This is a genomic window from Colwellia sp. SU-HH00943, from assembly GCF_057546125.1.
In genome coordinates this window covers 266,638-292,218 of record NZ_BAAJLW010000002.1, presented here as the reverse complement: position 1 = coordinate 292,218, position 25,581 = coordinate 266,638, and the positions used below count along the sequence as shown (strand labels likewise).

Genomic DNA, 25,581 nt, shown 5'->3' with positions numbered 1-25,581 from the left:
GTTTATATTTCAATTTGATGACAAGTGTAATAAATAGTGACTATAATGAAAATTGAACAAACTACCTCAATTCGAAGACGTGTCCTATTGATAAAATAATTAGTAAATTCATTGTCTTTCGTCATGAATTTGCAATATTACTCCTTTAATATTTCACTTTTTTGAATATTATTAATTTGTTATGGAGTACGTTAAATGCGCTTTCTTGAAAAGGAACTAAGTTGGTTATCTTTTAATCACCGAGTATTACAAGAAGCTCAAGATTTTCAGGTACCCTTATTAGAAAGGTTAAGATTTTTAGGAATCTATTCAAGTAACATGGATGAGTTTTATCGCGTTCGTGTAGCCAATGTAAAAAGACACCTTCAATTGGCTAAATCAGAGAGAGAAAAAAGAAACGCTAATGAATTATTTGATCAAATCCAACAAAAAGTAGTCGATCTACAATTAATTTTTGATGAAACTTATCTCGCCCTACTGAACAAACTTTCAGAACATAATATTCACTTAATTAATGAAAAGCAGCTCAGTGAAAATGAAAAAGTCTGGCTTGATATTTATTACAATGAAAAATTACGCCGCCATATATTTCCGCTGATATTAACCGACAACCTTAATCTTAAAGATAATATAAAAGACGATGCCACATACTTAATGGTGGCAATGACTAAAGACGATCAAAGTCAATATGCCTTTATTGAAGTACCTAGCAGTAATTTACCTCGCTTTGTAAGATTACCCAAAAGTGCCAATCAAGATATCGAAGGCTTTAGCATTATCTTACTCGACAACATCATCAGGCATTGTCTCAAGCATATCTTCGAAACCTTCTTTGATTTTGACTACATCAATGCCTATTCCATGAAGCTAACCCGAGACGCTGAGTTTGATGTCAGCAATGAGTTTAGCCAAAGTCTTTCTGAGCGTATGAACTCAGGCCTACGACAACGTATTAATGCAGAGCCAGTTCGCTTGGTGTATGACCGTAAAATGCCTGCTGATATGTTAGCGGTGTTGACTGATAAGTTAAAGATAACCTCCAAACACAGCATCATTTCAGGAGGGCGTTACCACAGTTTTAAAGATTTTATAAAATTCCCTGAAATAGGTAACAAGTCACTCTCTTACGAAAAAGTACCAGCACTTGAGCACAAAGACTTTACCAGCTACCCAAATGCCTTTGTTGCCATCGCAAAAAAAGATATTTTACTATATTACCCCTACCATAAGTTTGCCCACTTTACAGAGTGGCTAAGACAAGCCGCTTTCGATCCTAAAGTGATCAGTATTGAGATATCACTTTATCGTGTCGCCAAACGCTCTCGTATTATCGCGGCTTTATTAGAAGCAATTAAAAATGGTAAACAAGTTACCGTCAATATTGAGTTAAGAGCCCGATTTGACGAGCAGGCTAATTTAGCGTGGGCAGAAGTTCTCACTAACGCAGGGGCAAAAGTATCCTTTGGTATCCCTAGCTTAAAGGTACATGCGAAAATTTGCTTAATTACACGCCAAGAAGAAGAGCGCCTTGTTCGTTATGCACATATAGGTACAGGTAACTTCCATGAAAAAAACGCTAAAATCTATACCGATTTTAGCTTATTTACCTGCCAATCAGAAATCACCGAAGAAGTGGCACAAGTATTTGAATTTATAAAATACCCTTATCAAAAATTTACTTTCAAACATCTTATTGTTTCCCCTATTAACTCGCGCCATAGTTTCACAAACTTAATTGACCAAGAAATTGCTGCCGCTCAAGCAGGGAAAAAAAGTGGCATAACGCTAAAAGTGAATAACTTAGTAGACCGAGGTTTAATCAAAAAACTCTACCAAGCAAATAACGCTGGTGTAACAATAAAGTTAATAGTTCGCGGTATTTGCTCTTTGGTTCCTTGTATCGAAAATCAAAGTGAAAATATTAAAGTTGTATCGATTATCGACCGCTTTTTAGAGCATCCTAGAGTCGCTATATTTGAGCAAGAAGGTAGTCAATTAGTATTGCTTTCCTCTGCAGATTGGATGAATCGAAATATTGACGAACGAGTTGAAGTAACCTGCCCAGTTTATTGTGAAGATATAAAACAACAAGTCATCGATATTATTGATATTCAACTGCAAGACAATACCAAAGCAAGAATTTTAGATGATCAACAAAGCAACCTTTACCCTGTTATTGGTGAAGATAAAAAAGTGCGTTCTCAAATGGCTATTTACCACTATTTAAAGCCTCAAAAAAAAAGTGATAAGCTTGAGGATACAATAACATTAGTTAAAGAGCCTGCTTAATGGTTAGTTCATCAGAAAATAACAACGCTAAACACTTTGTCGCTATTGATTTAGGCTCAAACAGCTTTCATTTAATTATTGTCCGAGAGCAAAATAATCATGCCGAAATCATATACAAAGAAAAGCAATCGACAAGGTTAGCGGCTGGCTTTGATAACAACAATAATATCAATGAAAAGACCCTGAAAAAAGCAATGAATTGCCTGAAAAGTTTTTCTAATGCCTTTTCATTACTCAGCAATTGCCAAGTGTCAATTGTCGCTACTTACGCTTTGCGACAAGCTAACAATAGCCAACAGTTTATCGAGCAAGCACTAAAGGTGATCCCGCACCCAATTCATATTATTTCAGGCGTGCGTGAAGCTGAATTGATCTTTCTAGGCGTTGCCTACACTAAACCCATTGCCAAACCTACCCTTATTATTGATATCGGCGGTGGTAGCACCGAATTTATTATTGGTCAGCAATTAACACCACAAGTTGCCAGAAGCCTAAACATGGGCTGTATTAGCTTTACCCAACAGTTTTTTGCTTCAGGTGAAATAACTGCCAAAGCTATGACTGCTGCAGATGATCGCGCAAAGCAAATATTATTTAGTTTAGCTGATCAATATAATATTCTCGGCTGGAAAAAAACACTAGGTACCTCAGGCTCAATTAAAGCTATAAGCCAAATCATGGTTGAACTATATGGCGATGGCCAAGTAACACTGAGTAGACTTATGCAATTAAAAGCAGACCTTATTGGCTGGGGCAATCACAACAATATTGAGCTACAAAGCCTATCTGATAAAAGACGCCCATTACTTGCTGCAGCCGTTTGTATATTGCTGGCTTGCTTTGAGTTGTTACAGATAAAGAAACTTAAATACAATGCAGGTGGTGTGCGAGAAGGTTTACTGTATCAGCTTAGATTTGAGTAATAGCAAATTAGTACTATAAAAAAAGCCGTCAACCCTATAAAGAATTAACGGCTTTATGTTTTTTAGTTAGCTTAAGTTAGAAAGCTAACCACAGTGAGTTCTAACCACCGTGAACAATGCGTTTACTGATTAAGTCATCAACAACACTTGGATCTGCTAGTGTTGACGTATCACCTAAACTATCTACATCATTTTCAGCAATTTTACGTAAAATACGACGCATAATTTTACCTGAACGTGTTTTAGGTAAGCCTGGTGCCCATTGTAAATAATCTGGTCTTGCGAAACGACCAAGTTCTTTAGCAACGAACTCTTTTAGCTCTTTATTAAGCTCATCTGACTCTTCAGCGTTTGCCATCAAGGTAACATAACAATAAACGCCTTGACCTTTAATTTCGTGTGGGTAACCTACAACGGCCGCTTCAGCAACTGCAGGATGAAGTACTAAAGCACTTTCAATTTCAGCTGTACCTAGTCTATGTCCTGATACGTTTAATACATCATCAACACGACCTGTGATCCAATAAAAACCATCTTCATCACGTTTTGCACCGTCACCAGTGAAGTAATTTCCTGGATATTGGCTTAAATATGTTTGATAGAAGCGGTTATGGTCGCCATATACGGTACGTAATTGCCCCGGCCAACTTGCTGTCATAACTAATAAACCTTGATTTTCACCTTCCAGTGTATTGCCATCTTTATCAAATAACGCTGGTTGTACACCGAAGAAAGGCTTACCTGCACAACCTGGCTTCATATCAACTGAGCCTGGTAATGAAGTAATCAAAATACCACCGGTTTCTGTTTGCCACCAGGTATCAACAATTGGACAATTACTCTTACCAACCACCTCATAATACCAATGCCACGCTTCAGGGTTAATTGGTTCACCAACTGTGCCTAATAAACGTAATGAAGAAAGATCTGCTTTTTCCACCAACTCATCACCCACACTCATTAGTGCGCGAATAGCGGTTGGTGCAGTATAAAACACATTAACTTTATGCTTTTCACATACCTGCCAGAAACGACCTGCATCAGGGTAAGTTGGCACACCTTCAAATACGAGTGTAGTAGCACCATTAGCTAACGGACCATAGAAAATATAAGAATGACCTGTAATCCAACCAGCATCGGCCGTACACCAGTATATTTCATCATCTTTATAATCAAAAACATACTTGTGAGTCATAGCAGCATATAAAATATAGCCACCACAGGTATGTACTACACCTTTAGGCGTACCAGTTGAACCTGAGGTATATAAAATAAATAACGGATCTTCAGCATCCATCACTTCAGGCTCACACACTGCAGGTAAATTAGCTACCGCGTCTTGATAGTTAATATCCGTTTTTTCATTCCACGCAATGTCACCACCTGTTCGAGTAACAACAATAACTGAGTGCACATTTGGACAATCAGCAATAGCGGCATCTACGTTAGATTTTAATGGAATACGTTTACCACCACGAACTGATTCATCAGCCGTAATCACTACCTGACAATCAGCATCAAGTACACGTGCTTTAATTGATTCGGTAGAGAAACCACCAAAAACCACTGAATGAATAGCACCAATACGGGCACAAGCTAACATGGCATAACCCACTTCTGGGATCATCGGCATATATATACAAACGCGATCGCCTTTTTTAACTCCACGCTCTTTTAATAAGTTAGCAAAACGACATACATGATCATGTAATTCTTGATAAGTAACTTTTAAATCATCTGAAGGATCATCCCCTTCAAAGATAATCGCAGTACTGTCAGCTTTAGTCGCTAAGTGACGGTCAATACAGTTATAGCTAACATTTAACTTTGCACCTGAGAACCAGTTAATTTCAGAGTTTTTTAAATCAACTTTGCTCACGCTGTCCCAAGGCTGATACCAATCGATAAATTCTTTCGCTTGCTCACCCCAAAAAACATCAGGCTGTTCAATAGATTGTTTATACATTGCATCATAAGTAGCACTATCAATATGCGTATGTGCTTTAGCTTTGTCCGATACAGGATAACAAGGTTTTAATTCATTCATTAGATTGTCCTTCAGGGGTTTAATACCCAATGTAATAATTTTTATTTTTTACTTTGTGTAAACGATAAGGTTAACTTAATGCTAATTTTTTTACGTGAGGTTTTATATACGCCTTTAGTCTTAAACTAAAGCAAAATTACAAACTTAAACATTATAGTACTCATTTTAACTCTAACAAGCAGTACTAATTTTAAGCTGTTGTTAGCCTTTAATTTACTGACTTAGCTTAACATTACCTCACTCAAAATGACAACGCTGTCACTCAACTAGATAAACAAGTTATATAATCAAATAAAATAATAGAAATAAAGACGATAAATTAAAATCGCTAGTAATAATACCAAGTTGATTAAGTTCTTTCCCACTCAGCGAGAATTAAAAGGCTTAGAGGCAAGGCATTGGTTGAAGAGAATGGTATTCCCTTGTCAAAATCAATAACGCAGCATATAAGCCTTTTAAACTCGCCCTTTGGGAGCTTGCTCGATGCCCACTAACTTCGTTAAATTTATTTGATTTAGAATGACTAGACCTAAACAAATTTGCCTTGTTATTGAACATCGAGCATGGCTCTGAGTAGGGAAGAAATTTAATCAAATTGGTATAAGTAATGTTAGCTAACGATCGGTTCAAGCAATAGTTTTTATAAAGAAAAAGCATATTGCCCTGCTTAGTTATTACAGGCGTTATTTCGAGTTTTCATCATTAAGAAAGGTTATAAAAAAAAGGTACATTTCATCGAGAAATTTCTTGATGAAATGTACCTAGTTGTTTCTTCAGATCATAACAACCAACTAACAAAGTAAATTTTCTTGCTGACATGCTCTTACTATCAACAAGAAGTCCCTCTAGAACTGATTATGTAAGTCATTCAATGCCGAATGAACCGCTTCATCATCCTGATTATCGAGATCATTGATATGATGATCTTCGTCTACAGCATCAAAATGCTCAGTTGACTCACTGTTTTCTCCATCCGCTAAGGGGTTGTCTAATTGGCTAGTATCAACTGAATCAATTAATGGATCTGCGCCATCAGATGTATCTGGCACTAGAAGGTTAATATCTACATTATGATCCTCAGTGGTTAAACTGGCGCTTTCTTCTTTACTAACACCTGCAAATTTTAGATAGTGATCGACAGGGGCAACTTCTGAGTCAGTGTCTGTTTCAGTGTCAAACTGGTTATTATCTGTATTAGAAATATCGGCATCAACATCAATAGTTATATCACTGGCTTCACTGTCAAAATCAGCCTCATCGCTGGCGATCAAGTCAGCACTTGCAGCTTCTGGTGAGACATGAAGCGGCTGAAGGTTCAATACATCTGAGCCATCACCATCCTGATCCATATTCACTTGCGGCAGTAAAATGAGATGGCCATCGCCATCAAGAATCATATTGCCAGCCATTTGTTGAATTTTCTGCTCTGCACCTTCCTCAAAGTGCACAGTAATTGTTGGGGCAGAAAAATCACCTGCAGCCATAAGTTTAAATGACTCCTGCGTTGCAATCGGCATGTACTCGCTGACCTGCATGGAATAAAGACCGTCACTATTCAATGTGAAGTCATGGCCGCCAAAACTAATACCTGTAATGCCGACATCACCCCACATATTTGTCAAACCGCTAGGTCCAACACCAAAGATAACATAAGCCGACTGAGCCCAGCTGGCTGACAGCGCTGACGGATCAAACATTTGTGTAGAAACTTCAATATCTGCAGCAGGTGAAAGAGCCGCTGGAGCCGCCACTGGCGCTTCATCTGTACCTGTCACTTCGATGGTAATGGTATGGCCTACACGCGAATGCGCATGTGACGAATCCTGAACCACCACATCAAAGGTTTCTGTCACCTTCTGACCGTCAGTCAAAGCGTTGGTTTCCGGTTTACTGTTGTCTAGTGTGTACTGCCAATGGCCATCAGCATCTAACGTCAATATACCATACTGACCATTTCCATCATGGGTGCTAGCAAAACGGTATTGAAGTGCATCACCATCAGGGTCTGTCGCCTGTAACGCACCGCTCACCGAGTCAGTGCCCGGCTGAGCCCCTGCCTCAACAACCGCTCCGCTATCACCACCGGTAACCACAGGGGCATCAGTCGTACCGTGGATCTTAATAGTAACTGCCTGTTGCGCCGGAACCCCTGATGCGTCGGTGGTCTGGACTAAGAATTTCTCTGTTACCTCCTCACCTTGAGAGAGTGCATTAGTAGCAGGTCGACTATTATCAAGATGGTAGTTCCAGTGACCATTAGCGTCGACTGTGAAAGAGCCATAAGTGCCCTGACCATCGCCCACCAGTGTCGTAGAAAACTGAGTAGCATCATCCACATCTTCGAAAAATATGATACCGCGGGCTGACGACACACCAGCAACTTGCCCTAATGCCCCAACGCCAGACTCTGTGACGTCGCCAGCAATATTACTCATCACACTTGCCGTTGGTAAATCGTTGGTACCTTCAATCGTTAACGTCAGTGTTTGAGTAGTGCCATCAGTTGCTTGGACCGTAAAGATTTCGGTTTTTAGATCGCCCTCACCATAATTATTAATCACAGCATTAGGCACCATGTATTGCCAGTGACCCGAAGCATCTATACTCAAATAACCGATAGACTCCGTACCGTCGCTTTGAGTTTGAGTTGCTAGCGCAAATGGCACCAGTGCATTACCCGGGTGGTCTGCATCGGTAAGTGTGACAGTTCCCTCAGCAACAATAGCGTGCTGAGCAGTGACACCAACATCTTCCTTAACCTTACCAATGAGATCACCACTAAAGGTCGGTCCTTGAGGCATCAGCACCGAAGGATCAACTACATGTACCGCCAATGATTCCGATGTGCGCGCAGTACTACCATCGGACTCATGACTAATAGCTGTAACATGTAGATTTACCGTACCAAAATAATCATGAGCTGGAATCAGCTTTAGATTTGCTGTCTCAGCAGCATCTACTGTCCAGACACCGTTATTTTCTGTCCCCGCTGAAAGGTGGGCACCTACCGGAACACCGGTGATTTCAACCGTGACTGTTTCAGAGGCATCCGGACTCGATACATGTAAGTTCATTGGAATGTCGGTGTTCATATCACCATTAACCGACATACTGTCGAGGTGCGCCGAGCTTGCGTCAGCATGCTTTGTAAAGAACATCGTTGGCGTATCAGCCACAGGGCTGACACTAACACGGAGCTGATTTTCAATGGTCACATGGCCATCGCTAGCATCAAACGATAGACGTAAATCGCCATCAAAATTCAGTGCTGGTTTAACAACCCAGTGATCACCCTCCTGAATTAGTGTGCCTTCACCATGTAGCTGTAGATTGCTAACCTGCAGCGTATCACCAGTATCCTTATCCTGCACATTCGCCAATAAATCACTTTGTGTAATAACAATACTGTGATCTTCGGTAACCGATTGCGTCATTTCATGCATTATCTGAGGTACATCATTGCTACCAACGATAACCACTTTCAATATTTGATCGACAGTATGCCCATGTTGATCAGACACCTTAGTAACTATGGATTCAACTAATTCCTCACCTTCAGACAAGGCCTGTACCGCAGGGTCTCCGTGATTAATTGTATAATGCCATGTACCATCATGGTCCATAATCATTTGGCCGTGTTTTGGCACCTGCGCAGGATCTAACTGCCAACTGAGTTCATCAGTGGTTCTCACTCGCCCAACTAGCATTTCAAGCTTGCCACTAACTGTTTCAACCTTATCTTCGGTAAGTACACTTTCCGTAGCACCGAGTATGACAGGATGATCAACTTCTCCTTTGATCACGACTTTTAACGTTTGCTCAGTGACTGTGCCACTTTCATCTGTAACTCTGACCGTTAACGATTCACTATGACTACCGCCGCTATTAAACAAAGCATTCGCGATATCTACGTCAGGACCAGTTTGGTCTAGCTCAAAACGCCAACTACCCTCTTGCGATATCTTGAAAGTACCTATACCTTCCACAATTGACGTCACACCATTAGAACTAGGGTTTAAGGAGTGTGTCTGACCATCGCTGTCAATAAATTCAACCGTGTTAGGATCATCATGATCAATATCAGAGAAATGAATAGTGCCATGAGCAGCAGAATGCGTCATAAACTGCTTTCCTGCAGTACGGCTATATTCAAAGGTACCAGACAAGACAGGTGCGTCATTAGTACCTTCAACTCCTATATGCAGCACAGCATGCTTAACCTGACCACTGGCATCAGTGTAATTAACAAAAAAGTTATCTGACTGATGTTCGTTTTCTCGCAATTCCTGCACAGAAGCATCAGCATTATTTAAATGGTAAGAAAAACTACCATCTGCTTGGATCTCTAGTGAACCAAAGTTCCCTTTAAAAGTACCTGTATCAGTAACTATTTGGCCTGTTGTAGTATCACTAAACAATGAACCAGAAGCTGTGGTAACAACATCTTCTTCGGTAGCTGCTCCTACAGAAAGTGTTCTCATATCACCCGCTAAAACAAAGCCACGGCTGTCCTGAGCCGCTTGCCCTGCTTGAGTGACAATTTCAGCACTGACGGTATAACCACCATCTGGCGTGCTTGAAATATCAGTAGCAGGCACTTTTACATGCCAATGACCGTCGGTTACGGTCGCAGTATACAGGTGCGAGCCAAAAGTAACTTTAACCACTTCACCATCGACAACATGGGTTGTTTCGCCTGAAAGAGTAACAGGTAAGCTAGACTCACGAGCATCAATCCAATCATCATGAGAGACTGAGTCAATACGTAGAGTAGGCACACTGGTATCAATAGTAATGCTTTGCGATATAGAGGATACAGCTCCGTTAGACATTGCCATCATGACCTGAACAGTATGAGTACCATCGAGCAAATCATGCCCTGTGCCATCATACGACCAGTGTCCTGTAGAGTCGACAATGATAGGCGTGCCAATACTGCTTATTCCGCCCGTCAAAGCAATCATAGCGCCTGGCGTACCTGTGCCATAAATCATTAGCGTACTGTCGCTAGTGACAAAATCGTGATCACTGTCGCCTGTATCTTGGGAAATTGATGTAATAGCCAGTACTGGTTCTACTTTAACCGCAGCCTGAGCATCTACTGCCGTTTGACCATCAGTAACTTTAAAGGCAATATCGGCATCACCGGTAAAGCCTTTGTTAGGGGTAAAGGTATAACCATTAGCTGCATCACCAGTAAAAGTGCCGTGAGCAGACGTCGGTAACCCTTGAATATGTAATGTATCGCCATCAATGTCAGTCGCCTGTGCCAGCAATTGTGCTTCAGTGAAATGAACAGTTTGGTCTTCATCAACAGAGCCGAGGTCGACATCACCACTGATTACTGCCACATCATTTTCAGGGTTAATGTGAATAGAGCCAGTGTAAGCCTTGGAGTCTGTAGTGCCATCATTGACTGAGTATTTAAACGCCGATTCACCGTCAAAATCTTTTGCCGGCACAAAGGTCAATTGACCAATGCTGGCTACATCAATCTGCTGGCCGTTAGTAACAGCAATACCATTAAGCAAGAGTACGCCGTGACTAGGGTTCGGTGTACCAATAATGGTGATGTGATCAAGTTGATCACCTTTATCAATATCAGTGAAACCAAAATCCGACTCAGCAAACGTTAGCGTATGGTCTTCCTGCACTTCGATACGTTGTGGAGACACCGTCGGCGCATCATTTTCAGCCAGTGTATGAATAGAGCCACTAAAAGCTCTTGAGTCGGTAGTGCCATCATTTACTAAATATCTAAACGCCGTTTCACCATCAAAATTATGTGCAGGTACAAAAGTTAACTTGCCTATATCCGCTGCATCAATTTGTTGACCATTAGTAACCACCACACCATTGAATAACATGGCTCCGTGACTTGGATTCGGAATGCCTGTTATAGTGATATGATCGAGTTGATCTCCTTTGTCTATGTCTGTAAAACCAAAGTCACCAGCATTAAACGTAAGCGTATGATCTTCCTGAACCTCGATACGCTGCGCGGTTACCGTCGGAGCATCATTAGTGCCGTCGATGGTGATATTAATCACGTGCTGAGTACCGTCGAGAGTTTTAACCATCACCTGTTCAGTAGTACTTTGACCTGGTGTTAATTCATGAGCATTATGCCCTGGCGTAAAAGTCCAATGACCATCACCTGCAAGAGTAAAATGTCCATGCGCTGTCGATACGTCTTGTGTAGCAAAGCCCATTTGAGAAGCGTCGCCATCCTGCACGTGTAACACACCAGCAACTGGAGTATTTTGATCAGTCGTCGAAAGATCATCGCCGCTTACCGTTGCATCTGGGATAGGAGCATTGGCATCTAACACCAAACCTTCAAAGTGCTGAGTAGTCGCTTCTTGACCACTAGCATCTGTTGTAGTTGCTATCACGCCAATATTCATGTTACTCATAACGTTTGGTGGTAACTGGGCGTCAATATCACTGCCCCACCCCGTCACATCTACATGCTCATCAGTGGACTGTACTGTGTACTGGTGAGTGCCAGAACTGAGTACCGTACCCGGCAACAAACCGGTCAATTCTGTACATGTCAAAGAATCACCAGCGGCGGTAGTAACCTGCGGATGCAGATGTACCAAAGCACCTTCTGGAACGGCAGCCGCACTGGTATCAACAGCCTTAGTAATAATGCTTGTATCGGGACCAGCAATAAGATTCCCGCCTTGTGTATCGACAAGACCATTTTCAGTCGCCACAACATTGACTAAAACACCGTGATTTTCATTACTGATTGGGCCGTTTTGGATAGCATCTGGAGCCACAGCATGGTCGACTAGCGACGCAGTAAAGATATGTCCACCTGAAGACATCAAACCAGGCTCTTTTGGATCAGCCCCTTCGTAGTGGCGACCAGCTACCAAGAATTTACCACCATCAGGGAAAGTATTGCCCTTTTCAATATTATCGAGATGAGCAACTTCTTTACCGTTATCAAAGACAGTGACGCGACCGGTATCTGAACTCCAAGAAATTGTTAAACGATGGGTGTTACCATCCAATAAATTTACACTAGGAGCCGAACCAACATGATCCATAAAGGCAAACTCAAAACTGGAGGCGTCCCAAAGAGTAATTAAATTATTATTCAGCGCGCTGCCACCTGGCAGTGAATAATTTAAAAACACTGCACGTGGACTAGGCGGATTGTTCGGATCTAAAACGAAGGTCACTTCCATAGTGACTTCCTTCATGTCACCGCCTGCTTGAATGTGTTCTATCTTGGCTTGAGAATCTGGATTACCCGCCTCAAAGCTCATTACCTTCTGTTCAGCCGACATGGTCAAACTAACCTTGGCTGGATCAACCACACTGGCTACATCAATTACAGCCGAAGCATCAACACTGGTGTGGCCATCAGATACCTTAAACTGAATACCTAAATCGTCACCGTGATAATCAGGTGAAGGTGTAAATGTATACCCACTAGCCGCATCACCAGTAAAAGTGCCGTGAGCAGACGTAGGCAAGCCTTGAATATGTAATGTATCGCCATCAATGTCAGTTACCTGAGCTAATAAATCACTTTCGCTGATATGAAGCGAGGTATCTTCATCGATGGTTGCCAAACGAACTGTCCCCCCTACCACAGGGGCATCATTGGTACCGGTGACTGTCACCTTAATCTGATGTTGCGTACCGTCAACGCTACTAACGGTAAACTTGTCATAACTGATAGTCCCTTCGGCTAAATGATCGGCACGACTACTTGGGGTATAAGTCCATTGACCATTAGCATCAATAGTTAGCGCACCAAATTTACCATCAAGAGTTTGCGCCTGCATAGCAGACTCTGCTAAACCATCTGGATCTGTCACCTGCAATACTGCAGTAAAGCTAGCTTCTTCGTACGTGACTCCCTGATCAGAGCCAGAGAACTGAGCCCTGCTTGAAAGGCTTGGATCGATCAGTGCCGGTACTTGTCCCATTGAATCAACTATAATTGTTGACTCCGAGGTGGAATAAGCACTGACACCATCAGGACCTGTCGTCTCAACAAATAAACCAATATGCATATTTTGATGGGAACCAGCCGGTAACTGAGCCGTCAAACTGCCCTGTTGCCAACCTTGAACATCAACATGTTGATCAGGTCCTATCACGGTTATTGTGTGGCCATGACCATCAGATAAAAGTGTACCGGCCACAAAGCCGGTCATAACGACCGCAGTCACATGATCATCAGGATCAGGGCTAGTCAGATCAGTGGTGAGATGCAGTAAAGCCCCTTGGTTTGGACTCGCTAAACTTGTATCAACCATTACCTGCGGTGTGCTGACACCATTGACGGCACTAACAGAAAAGCTTCCTGTTGTATCCACCACCTGACCGCCTTGAGCCTCGATGTTGACAATAAGATCCGAGCCATGAGCAACATCTCTCAATGCACCACTCGCCAGCTCGGCCGGTGTAGCACCTGTCGCCATAGTGGCACTAAACATTTGTCCATGCCAGCCATCAGCGACTTGGAAACCTCCGCCAACAGAATCCTGGTCATTTCCAAAAGCTAACCTGCCACCACCTTCAAAAGTGCCTCCCTTCATGATATCTGTCTGATGCCAGACATCGACACCATCTTTAAGAATCGTTACTTCACCAGTTGAGCTTTCCCAAACAAACCCCCAACGGTGACTGTCTGTGTCACTGCCCATATTAACGCCGGTAGTGTATTCTTGTCCGCCGATCCTGAAGATCAAGTTTTCCGGGTTGTAGAGATAAAAAAGATTCAAATCACTACTAGTACCATAGCTGATCAATGTCGGGCCATTTACTCCAGCACTGGCAACCTGTGAACCGCCAATAATTGAAAGCTCGAAAGCAACCGATGACAAACCAGTACTAGGTAGATCTGTCTGTAAGGTCACAGCTCCTGCCTGACCTTGTTGAAACTCCATAACATGTTGCTCTGCCGACACAGTAAGTCCACCGGCTGTGTCAGTTACCGAAGCAATATCCAAAGTACCATGGGCTGCTGTAGTGAGCGAGCCATCGCTGACGGTTAAAGTTACGGGAACATCTAGGTGATCAACATTAGCTGCTGGAGAAAAGACCCAGTTGCCATCTGCATTTTGGCGGAAAGAACCGTATTGGGCATCAACTTGAACGTTGGTAATTTCTAAGTGGTCCTGGTTTACATCACTGGCCCCGACACATTGCAGTAGATCTGCCTGTGTAAAAGTATGATCTGTATCCTCTGTAACTGAGCCTAAGTCAGTAGCAAGGCTTGTCGTACTTGCTGTTACCGTTGGCGCTGTATTGCTAACTTCGACGGTAAACGGCATGTTCACATCACTATGGGTTGCCCCATCGGTAATTGAACCGAGCAGTTGAAAATCCATTTGACCAGCAAAAGTATGGGGTGGATGAATGACCAGTTGGGAAAGCTCGTCCGGATCAATGCCAATTACCTTAATAGTGCTGCCATCAGGTTTGGTCAATTCGAAAACCCTAGCATAACCGCCGGGGGTTTCAACCCGCCATTGGCTATCGTCTGAAGAGCCCGAAGCCGTTGGCATTTGTAAATAAAGCTGATCAGAACCCGTGAAGTCGGGCACCGTTCCACCATCCAGCGCACGCAAGCTACCGCTTGGCACGACTATATGCTCGCTTGAATCCGTACCCCAGTTATGCAGGCTCACTGGTAAATCAATACCGCTTGGCTGCCCTGCTGATACATCCTGAACCGTTACGGAGGTATCAATCACTGGGTGCACAGTAACAAGGACATTGGCAACACCGCTACTCGTCTCACCCATCGCTTCTGTCGTCGTAGCTGTGAATTTAAGCGCCATAGCACCGGCATATTGGGCGCCGGGGGTCACGGTCAATCCGGTGAGGTCGGATGAATCCAAAGTCCAAGTGCCATCTGCATTTTTAGTACCTGCCGATAAAACGGCATCGGCAGCTACACCTTCAACAACAATTGACAGTGTCTCGCTGGCATCATGATGAACTTGCAGCTGCACATCCAGTGCAATGCCTGCACCGGCATCTTCATCTACAGCGCGGGGATCTACTGCCGTCATAGTTGGCGTCTCTGCAACCGAGTTGATCGTCAAGTCCAGATTGATGGTTGATGAAGCCGAATCTGTGCCATCGGTGGACGTCGCGGTGATCTCAAGGTGTACGTCACCTGAATAATCCTGAGCCGGTATCATAGTCAGACCAGAAAGCTGAGCCGGTGCTAGCGTCCAAGAGCCATCATGATTGTCAGTTCCAGCTGACAGACTCGCCCCTGCCGGAATACCGGCAATGGTAATGCTTAAGCTTTCATCTGCATCCGGGTCGCTCAGGCTAATCTCTAGCGGAACGGTCTGATCTTCATTAAGCGTTGCCGTGAAATGGGTTGGTGGGCCGGAAGGGGCTGCCGCCCCACCAGTTCGGTCAACCTGGAAGTCACCCCAATCACCCACCTGGCTGACGAAAGGGTTACTACCACCGATATAATGCTGTGACCATGACATATGAGCGGGGGCGGCATCATCAAAGACAAGTTGAACGTCAACCTTGCCGTAATCGGCAAAGGCTTCAAGGGCGTTAGCACCCTGCACATAGACACCCCAGCCATAGGTTGGGTCTTGGAAAGGGGCCGAAAGGACAAGCGATTGACCACCAACAATGACCGCCTTCAAGTATTGCAGATCGGCCTGGTCGTTGGTGAAGAGTGCTGCCTGACCAAGTCCGCCAAGGTCATGAATCATACTGCCATGAAACACTGGCCCGACAGTGGTCAGATCAATCGTAGCTTCAAGGCTGGCCGCCGAAACAGGGGTCACCGCTGTAGCGCCTAGGCTAACGCCCAATACCGGGGCATCGGCCACCGGATTAACATCAATCTGGGCATGGGCGGTCACCGGCGTGGTGCCATCAGTCGCCGTAATTGTGACTGGCAGGTGAGAACCGTCAAAGTTAGCCGTCGGGGTAAAGGTCCAGTCGCCACTGGCTGCATCCCGGCTGAAACTACCGAAGCGGGCATCTATTGACACAGCCGTCAGATGCAGTGTGTCACCATCGACGTCGCTGGCTCCTACTAAACGCAGCAATTCGGCTTCGGTGAATGTTTTCGGTGTATCCTCGTCGGTAGTGCCAATATTGACGGCGTGAGCGCGATCACTGGCCGCAACTATGGGTGCGTCATTAGTGCCTGTAACCTCTACTGTAATACTCTGCTGAACCGGCGTGCCGGAGGAATCCGTGGCCGTAATGGTGAAGGTATCGGTAACTTTTTGTCCTTCTGACAAGGCATCTAAAGACGGGTTGGTATTATCAAGTACGTAAGTCCACTGACCGTTTTGGTCGATAGTCAGAGCACCATAAACCCCTTGTCCATGAGGCACATCCCACACCAGCGTATCGCCAACATCGTCATCTGTTGCGGCTAAAGTACCAGTCGCAGTATCAGTTCCCGCTCCACTAGTACCGGCTTCAACTACTGCTTCAGTCGTGGCGCCAGAAATTACCGGCAAATCATTGCTACCCGTCACCGTAAAGGTGGCAGTTTGCTGAACCTGTCCACCTTGATTATCGGTCACTTGATAGGTCACAGTAATTTGTGTCGTATCACCCGCTGCTAAATGCTGGAAGCTTGCATGGGATGGATCAATACTCAGCGAGTGACCATCTGCTCCTAAAGATAAAAACGCAGGCATAGTACTTGATGAGACTTGGCCATCTTGCGAATAGGTTAAGTGCGCAACATCAAAGGTATCTCCAACATCGCTATCAGTGGCTCCCTGTAACAAATCAAGCGTATGTACCCCACCGTCTTCTACACTGTTATCGCTTAAGGCCCCTGCTACCTGTGGCGGCGCATTGACAAACAAGGATTCTGTTTGAGTAGTTGACTTAGTCTCCCCTGCTTCACTGGCCGTTGCTGTAATCGTAAGATCTAACGAGCCATGGTAACTTGGGTCTTTTAAGTCCACTTTCAAATCTTTCAGATCTGCCTCAGTCAGAGTCCAGGTCTTTGCCCTAGCGTTATAACTGCCGTGATTAAGCGTAGCGCCATCGGGCAAGCCAGAGATTACCAGTGTAAGAGTTTCTTGGCTGCCAACATCGGTAAGCGATGCCTGAAGTTGCAACGGAATCTCTGCGCCCTGCTGAGCCGAAGGAATATGCGCACTGAGTGTTGGCGCATCAACCGAACCTGTAATAGTAATTGCAACCGATTGAGTAACGCTTTCCCCATCAGGGGTATGGCCTTCAACCTGAATAACTTCTTGCAAAGTATCCGTTGGTCCTAACTTATTAACCGCAGGGTTATTGTTATCAATTAAATAGTGATAATGACCTGAGGCATCGATTTCAAACTGACCGTAATGTGTGGTGTGCAAATGCTGTGGCGTAAATTCAGGAATATCAGTGTGATCAACATCGGTAATGACCAACTCGCCATTTATTTGCTGCTGACTGGCATCCTCTTTAATGGTTGCAGTAAGACCTTCAGGTGTAATGTTTTCGACTTGAGCACCATGGATGCGATAAACATGGGATGCAGATGCTTCGCCCGCACTGTTTTCAACATACAATTCATGATCGCCATCACCAAGCACGGCGGCACCGACAGACCAATGCCCACTTGCATCAGCGCTTACGGTTGCAACAGTCTGAGAGCCTTCTTTAATGGTGACCTGCTCATTAGGTGAGGCCTGACCTGAAATTAATGACGCACCAGATTGCAGGTGCTCAAAGCGACTGTAGTACAAATAATCGACTTCAGAACCACCGCCACTGCAAACGCGATTTATAACACCAATGGTGCCATCTGAGAAGACAACGATCCCCCCCGCCCAAGCATTGCCTACGCCTGAAGCACCACCAGATCCAGTATTTACCGTATTAGGCACACCATTAGCTTGCCACCAACCATGACTGTCGATACGGTTAAAACCATTTACCCCACTGTGGTCAGTAGATGTCGTCGGCTGATTGTTGGCCTGAACATGGTTAACTGAACTGCCTGGCATATAAAGGCCGACTATGTGTACACCACTGCCTACACCAACCTGACTAGCTCCCCAATCAACATTGGGATCTATGTCAGCTCCGGTAGTAGAGTCGACAATTGAAACACTATGAATCGCCAACGCTGTAACACCTGACGACGCATGAGCAGAAGCAATGACCGGCTTGTCTTCAGAGCCTTGAATATTAATAGAGACAACTTGAGTAGTACCATCAGTTGCAGTAAAGGTATAGCTATCGGTTACCGATTCTCCGCCCGCAAGTTGCTGAACTTTGGTTTGATCAAGCGTGTAAACCCACTGACCGGAAACCATTTCTATGTGGCCATATGTTGTAGCAGTACTCGCCACATCGGTAAACCTTGGCGTCTGGCCCGTATCCGAATCGGTAATAGTTAAACTACCAGACACCGAAGAGGTATCACCGATATTTTTCTCAACTACATCACCTTGCACAACACCTGAAACAACGGCTTTATCATCAGCACCTGTGACATCAAGAGTCACGGTTTGCTGAACGGGAGTACCAGATGAGTCAGTTGCTGTTACAGTGAATGTTTCAGTAACTCGCTGACCATCTGTTAATGCATTGGTAGCCTGATTATTGTTATCAAGGGTGTAATGCCATTGGCCGCTTTGGTCTATGGTTAGCTCACCATAAGCGCCTTGAGTATTGACGACAGTCCACACCAATGTATCACCAGTGTCTATATCTGTAGCCACTAACTGGCCAGCTGCTGTATTTGTCCCCACTCCAGTGACACCGGCTTCAACGACCCCACCTTGGTTATCACCCGAGATTGTAGGTAAATCATTTACCGGCGTTACGGTTAACGTCGCCTGAGCATCAACAGGTGTTTGACCATCGAGCGCTTTGATGCTGATATCTACAGGGCCGTTGTAATTTGGATCAGGGGTAAATGTATAACCGTTAACTGCATCACCGGTAAAGGTTCCGTGCGCGGAAGTAGGTAAACCTTGGATATGCAATGCATCATCAGGGTCACTGAGATTGGCGAGTAACTGCGCCTCAGAAAAATGTACACTGCCATCTTCATCAACAGAACCAAGATCCAATGTACCGGTATTGACAAGGTTCGCATTAAAATTCAGCGTTACTGGTACTTGAATCTTCTCGGTCAAACCATTGTCAATTAATTCTCCTTCAAAGGTCATAGCAATATCACCATGAAAACCCGAGGGTGGAATAATTTGCGCGGTTGTTAATTCCGATCCCTGAAGAGAAAAAGTTTGCGTGCCCGGTGTGCTAGTATGCAACACAGACTGGCCGGCAACTTGTATATCCCAACCATCAGGCAAAGTAACAGAAAAGAAACTTGGTGCTTCTGACGAGTCGACATTGGCACTTTGCAATTGCAGAGGCAAAGCAACGGTTTCACCTTGCTTAAAGTGGCCATCAACTCCAATCACATTCATGTCCATTACGGGATTAACTTGCACGTTAAGCGTCACACTATCTGTCGCTGTCTCACCCGTAGCTTCAGTCGATGTAGCCTCGACATTCAAAACAGCGGTGCCAGAATAATTTGCACCCGGGGTCATGGTTAGCCCTTGCAACTGAGTTGCAGTTAACGACCAACTACCATCAGCATTCTTTGTACCTGCACTAAGAGTCGCATCGGTCGGAACACCGCTTATTTGAACAGCTAATGTTTCCGACGAATCTTGATGCACATTCAGATCAATATTTAGCGCAATAGCACCAGCATCTTCATCACCCGAAACAGTTCCCGTAGCAATAGATACATCAGGCGTTTCAGCAACAGCGCCAACTTCAATAGTCATTGAGCTTGATGTACTAGAGGTAGTTGTACCTTCTGAAGATGTAGCTTTCACAGAGAGTGAAAAGCTTCCAGAGTAATCAACTGGTGGGGTAAGTTTTAATCCAGACAATTCAGCTTGAGTTAAAGTCCAACTGCCATCAGGGTTTGCTGTGCCGGCAGATAAAAGAGAACCTGAAGGTAATCCTGATACAATAACTTCAACCGTTGCTCCAGAGTCAACAGCTGATGGTGAAGCTTGAATATTCAAATCAATTTGCTGATCTTCTTCGATACCCGCACTGTAAGTAGTTGGGCCAGAAGAGTGAACTTCCCGATCGACAGGTAAGTTCAATGAGCCGGCTATTCCTGGCATTAGCATGTCATATGAGGGGCCAATTAAAGCTTGCCAAGACATTGTATGCGGGGCCGAAGGATCAAAAGTCATAGAAACTGAAGTTGCTTTCGCTAGCACTTCAGAGCTCAATCCATCAAAGACGAGTGCTACGCCCTGAGGAGTCACTTCAGTGTGGCTAGTACCATATGTGACACCATCAACAACAATGCTTTTCAACAAGGTAACATCATTTCCTCCTGCCACAAAAGCAGGGCTAACCGTATGAGGTAAATCGTATTCCCATGCTCCAAGAACAACATCACCTGAAGCAACAGTATGGTCAACGGTGTCGAGCAGTTGGGTGCCGCCACCGCTATGCGCTTGCACTGGCACGCTGCCCAGATCAACACTCAGAGAAGGCGTATCCGCAACCGGCGTAACTTCGATACGTGCCGAGGCATCGATTTGTTCCAGTCCGTCAGTGACTTTAAAGGTGACATCAAGATCACCATTAAAATCAGGACTCGGCGTAAAGGTATAACCACTGGCCGCATCGCCTGTAAAAGTACCGTGAGCAGAAGTGGGTAGACCTTGGATATGCAGCACGTCGCCATCAACATCACTTGCATGAGCAAGCAACTGTGCTTCGGTAAAATGCACTGTGTTATCTTCATCGATAACACCGAGGTCTACCTGACCACTAACGACTGGCGCTCGATTATCGAGAGATCCTGTGACATTAACAGTAATGGTTTTCTGCACCGCTGTACCTGAAGAATCAGTCGCGGTGACCGTAAAGGTTTCAGTTACTTTTTGACCTTCTGCCAAAGCCTCAGTAGCAGGGTTAGTGTTGTCGAGCTGATAGTGCCACTGACCATTTTGATCAACGCTCAACGCACCATAAGTTCCTTGGCCATTTGTTACTGCCCAAGCGAGAGTGTCGCCGGTATCTGGATCAACAATAGTCAACGACCCAGTCACTGAATCTGTACCAACACGAGTGGCTCCAGATTCGACCACAGCCCCAGTTGAAGTACCTGAAATCACTGGTAGATCATTGGATCCTGTGACGCCAATAACCACCTTTTGATGAACCTCATTGCCCGAGCTGTCTGTTGCTGTGATCCAAAAAGTATCTTGAACATGATCACCCGTCGCTAGCTTATCAGCACGGCTACCGGCTGTATTATCCAATTGATATTGCCATTGACCATTTTGATCGATAGTAAGCTGCCCATAAACACCCTGCCCCTGCAGAACGCTCCAAACGAGCGTGTCACCGCTATCAGGATCACTCACAGAGAGTGTGCCCGTGGCTGTCGGAGTACCTGTAGCAGTTCCTTCTTCAACAACCGCACCCGTTGAGATACCGGCAATGACAGGTAAGTCATTTGACCCCGTAACAGAAACCAAAACTTTTTGTTGAACAGGGTTGCCCGAACTATCTGTTGCAGTGACCCAGAAAGCATCATGTACAACATCGCCCTCAGACAACTGATCCGCGCTACCACCAACACGGTTATCTAACTGGTAATGCCATTGACCATTTTGATCGATAGTAAGCTGCCCATAAACACCCTGCCCCTGCAGAACGTGCCAAACGAGCGTATCGCCGCTATCAGGATCAGTTACAGAGAGTGTGCCCGTGGCTGTCGGAGTTCCTGCAGCAGTTCCTGCTTCAACAACCGCACCAGTTGCACTACCGGCAATCACAGGCAGTTCATTTGAGCCCGTGACATTCACGGTAATCGTTTGTTGTACGGGTGTGCCACTAGAGTCAGTCGCGGTAATGGTAAAGGTTTCGCTGACTTGTTGACTTTGAGTTAACGCTTGCGTATCTGGATTATTGTTATCCAGTACATAGCTCCACTGACCGTGTTGATCAATGCTTAATGCACCGTAGGTGCCTTGGCCATTCGTGACGGCCCAAGCAATGCTTTCACCCGCATCAGGATCGGTGGCGGTTAATGTGCCAGTGGCGGTGTCTATGCCTGTAACCGATGTGCCTTGCTCGGTGACTGCGCCGGTTGCGCTACCGGCAATTACGGGCAGTTCATTTGAGCCCGTAACATTCACGGTAATCGTTTGTTGTACGGGTGTGCCACTAGAGTCAGTTGCGGTAATGGTAAAAGTTTCGCTGACCTGCTGACCTTGGGTTAACGCTTGCGTATCTGGATTATTGTTATCCAGTACATAGCTCCACTGCCCGTGTTGATCAACGCTTAATGCACCGTAAGTACCTTGGCCATTTGTGACGGCCCAGGCAATGGTTTCACCCGTATCGGGATCGGTGGCGATTAATGTGCCAGTGGCGGTGTTTATACCTGCAACCGATGTGCCTTGCTCGGTGACAGCGCCGGTTGCACTACCGGCAATTACAGGCAACTCATTTGAGCCCGTGACGTTCACGGTAATCGTTTGTTGTACGGGTGTGCCACTAGAGTCAGTTGCGGTAATGGTAAAAGTTTCGCTGACCTGCTGACCTTGGGTTAACGCTTGCGTATCTGGATTATTGTTATCCAGTACATAAGTCCATTGCCCCTGTTGATCAACGCTCAACGCACCGTAAGTACCTTGGCCATTCGTGACGGCCCAGGCAATGCTTTCACCCGCATCGGGATCGGTGGCGGTTAATCTGCCAGTCGCCGTATCCTCAGAGGATGATTCCGTCACAGCACCGCTGCTAGTGCCGGCAATCACAGGCAGTTCATTTGAGCCCGTGACATTCACGGTAATCATTTGTTGTACGGGTGTGCCACTAGAGTCAGTTGCGGTAATAGTAAAAGTTTCGCTGACCTGTTGACCTTGGGTTAACGCTTGCGTATCTGGATTATTGTTATCCAGTACATAAGTCCACTGGCCCTGTTGATCAACACTCAATGCACCGTAAGTACCTTGGCCATTCGTGACGGCCCAAGCAATACTTTCACCGGCATCGGGATCAGTAGCGGTTAATGTGCCAGTCGCCGTATCCACGGCGGATGATTCCGTCACAGTACCGCTGCTAGTACCGGCAATCACAGGCAACTCATTTGAGCCCGTAACATTCACGGTAATCGTTTGTTGTACGGGTGTGCCACTAGAGTCAGTCGCGGTGATGGTAAAGGTTTCGCTGACCTGCTGACCTTGGGTTAACGCTTGCGTATTTGGATTATTGTTATCCAGTACATAAGTCCATTGCCCCTGTTGATCAACGCTTAATGCACCATAAGTACCTTGTCCATTTGTGACTGCCCAAGCAATGGTTTCACCCGCATCGGGATCGGTGGCGGTTAATGTGCCAGTCGCCGTATCCACAGCGGATGATTCCGTCACAGCGCCGCTGCTAGTACCGGCAATCACAGGCAACTCATTTGAGCCCGTGACGTTCACGGTAATCGTTTGTTGTACTGGCGTGCCACTAGAGTCAGTTGCGGTAATGGTAAAGGTTTCGCTGACCTGCTGACCTTGGGTTAACGCTTGCGTATCTGGATTATTGTTATCCAGTATATAGGTCCATTGCCCGTGTTGATCAACGCTTAATGCACCGTAAGTACCTTGGCCATTCGTGACGGCCCACGCAATGGTTTCACCGGCATCGGGATCGGTGGCGGTTAATGTGCCAGTCGCCGTATCCACAGCGGATGATTCCGTCACAGCGCCGCTGCTAGTACCGGCAATCACCGGCAACTCATTTGAGCCCGTGACATTCACGGTAATCGTTTGTTGTACGGGTGTGCCACTAGAGTCAGTTGCGGTAATGGTAAAAGTTTCGCTGACTTGCTGACCTTGGGTTAACGCTTGCGTATCTGGTGCATTGTTATCCAGTACATAAGTCCACTGGCCCTGTTGATCAACGCTCAACGCACCGTAAGTACCTTGGCTATTTATGACGGCCCAGGCAATGGTTTCACCGGCATCGGGATCGGTGGCGGTTAATGTGCCAGTCGCCGTATTCACGGCGGATGATTCCGTCACAGCACCGCTGCTAGTACCCGCAATCACCGGCAATTCATTTGAGCCCGTGACGTTCACGGTAATCGTTTGTTGTACGGGTGTGCCACTAGAGTCAGTCGCGGTAATAGTAAAGGTTTCGCTGACCTGCTGACCTTGAGCTAATGCTAGAGTATTTGGGTTGTTATTATCGAGCATGAAAACCCAATGACCTTGTTGGTCAACACTCAACGAACCGTAAGTTCCCTGGCTGTTAGTTACAGCCCACGCAATAGTGTCACCAGCATCGGGATCGGTGGCGGTTAATGTACCGGTTGCAGTTTCAACACTTGATGATTCAGTTACAGCACCGATAGCACTACCAGCTATTATAGGTAAATCATTAGAACCTGTGACAATAACAGTGATCGTTTGTTGAACAAGTACGCCAGAAGGGGCTGTGGTTATTACAATAAAATTATCTGTGACTTCCTCTCCGTCAGTAAGGCTATCAGTCGCTGGGTTACTATTGTCTAATTTATAATGCCATTGGCCATTTTTATCTATTGTAAGTTGTCCGTATGAACCTTGACTCTGTGCAATTTGCCAGGTTACATAATCTTCTTCGCTAATCGCAGTTAATTTCCCTGTTACTTCTGACTTTCCGATTGACTCTCCGGCTTCTATAGCGACTCCTTTAGCTTCTCCTGTGATAGATAAACTATCCAAATGCTCATTTATTTGTGAGTTGGAATCAATCGGATGAGATGGTGTATTCAGATCGTTTTTTAACTCATTAGCAGTGACTATGTTATGTTTTGTTTGAGAAAGCTCGGATGCAAGGCCGTTAAGTTTAGAGCTGAAAAGTGATGCGGATTCGAAATGAAGAACATGTCTACCTTTGGGAAGGTTTTGGTTAGCTATCGACGCAATATTATCTTCAGTATTATCAGAGTCGACATCTTGTTGCTGTGAACTAGCTGGGTAGCTAGAGGGAGGTAACTCGTTTTCGTTTGCTTCTTGGTACTCTTGCTCCGAGTGAGGCTCTTGTGAGTGAAGATCTGTTTTATCTGATAACTCACTATCTTCTGTTTTAACTAGATCAGCAACGAGATCTTGATTTTTAGCTCTATCATCTTTTTTGGGAGTTCTATATTCTTTGGCTTTAAGTTTACTTGCCTCTTTATTAGTACTCTCAATATTCTTTTTAATTTTCTGTTCTAGATTATTATCATCTTTATTTTTAACTTCGCGAGCTTTTTTAACATCATCATTTTTATCTGTCATAGCCTAACCTCAAATATTT

At 45.0% G+C, this 25,581-nt stretch carries 4 protein-coding genes; 2 read left to right on the top strand and 2 right to left on the bottom strand.

Annotated elements, in window-relative coordinates; all coding sequences use genetic code 11:
- Window positions 1-195 precede the first annotated feature (195 nt).
- Both ppk1 and AC27GZ_RS06485 read left to right on the top strand, forming a co-directional pair.
- Window positions 196-2,289, top strand: coding sequence for a polyphosphate kinase 1 (gene ppk1 / locus AC27GZ_RS06490; protein ID WP_487094088.1), 2,094 nt, complete (start codon window positions 196-198; stop codon window positions 2,287-2,289).
- On the top strand, window positions 2,289-3,212 hold the full coding sequence (locus tag AC27GZ_RS06485; protein ID WP_487094087.1) for a Ppx/GppA phosphatase family protein: 924 nt from the start codon (window positions 2,289-2,291) through the stop codon (window positions 3,210-3,212). Before ppk1 ends, AC27GZ_RS06485 begins: the two co-directional genes overlap by 1 nt.
- Window positions 3,213-3,312: 100 nt before the next feature.
- On the opposite strand, the gene acs is transcribed toward AC27GZ_RS06485, so the two are convergent.
- Together acs and AC27GZ_RS06475 are read right to left on the bottom strand one after the other, a co-directional pair.
- The gene (acs, locus tag AC27GZ_RS06480) at window positions 3,313-5,259 is read right to left on the bottom strand and encodes an acetate--CoA ligase (RefSeq protein ID WP_487094086.1); all 1,947 of its coding nucleotides are present in this window, start codon (window positions 5,257-5,259) and stop codon (window positions 3,313-3,315) included.
- A gap of 845 nt (window positions 5,260-6,104) precedes the next feature.
- The gene (locus AC27GZ_RS06475; protein ID WP_487094085.1) at window positions 6,105-25,562 is read right to left on the bottom strand and encodes a VCBS domain-containing protein; all 19,458 of its coding nucleotides are present in this window, start codon (window positions 25,560-25,562) and stop codon (window positions 6,105-6,107) included.
- Window positions 25,563-25,581 lie beyond the last annotated feature (19 nt).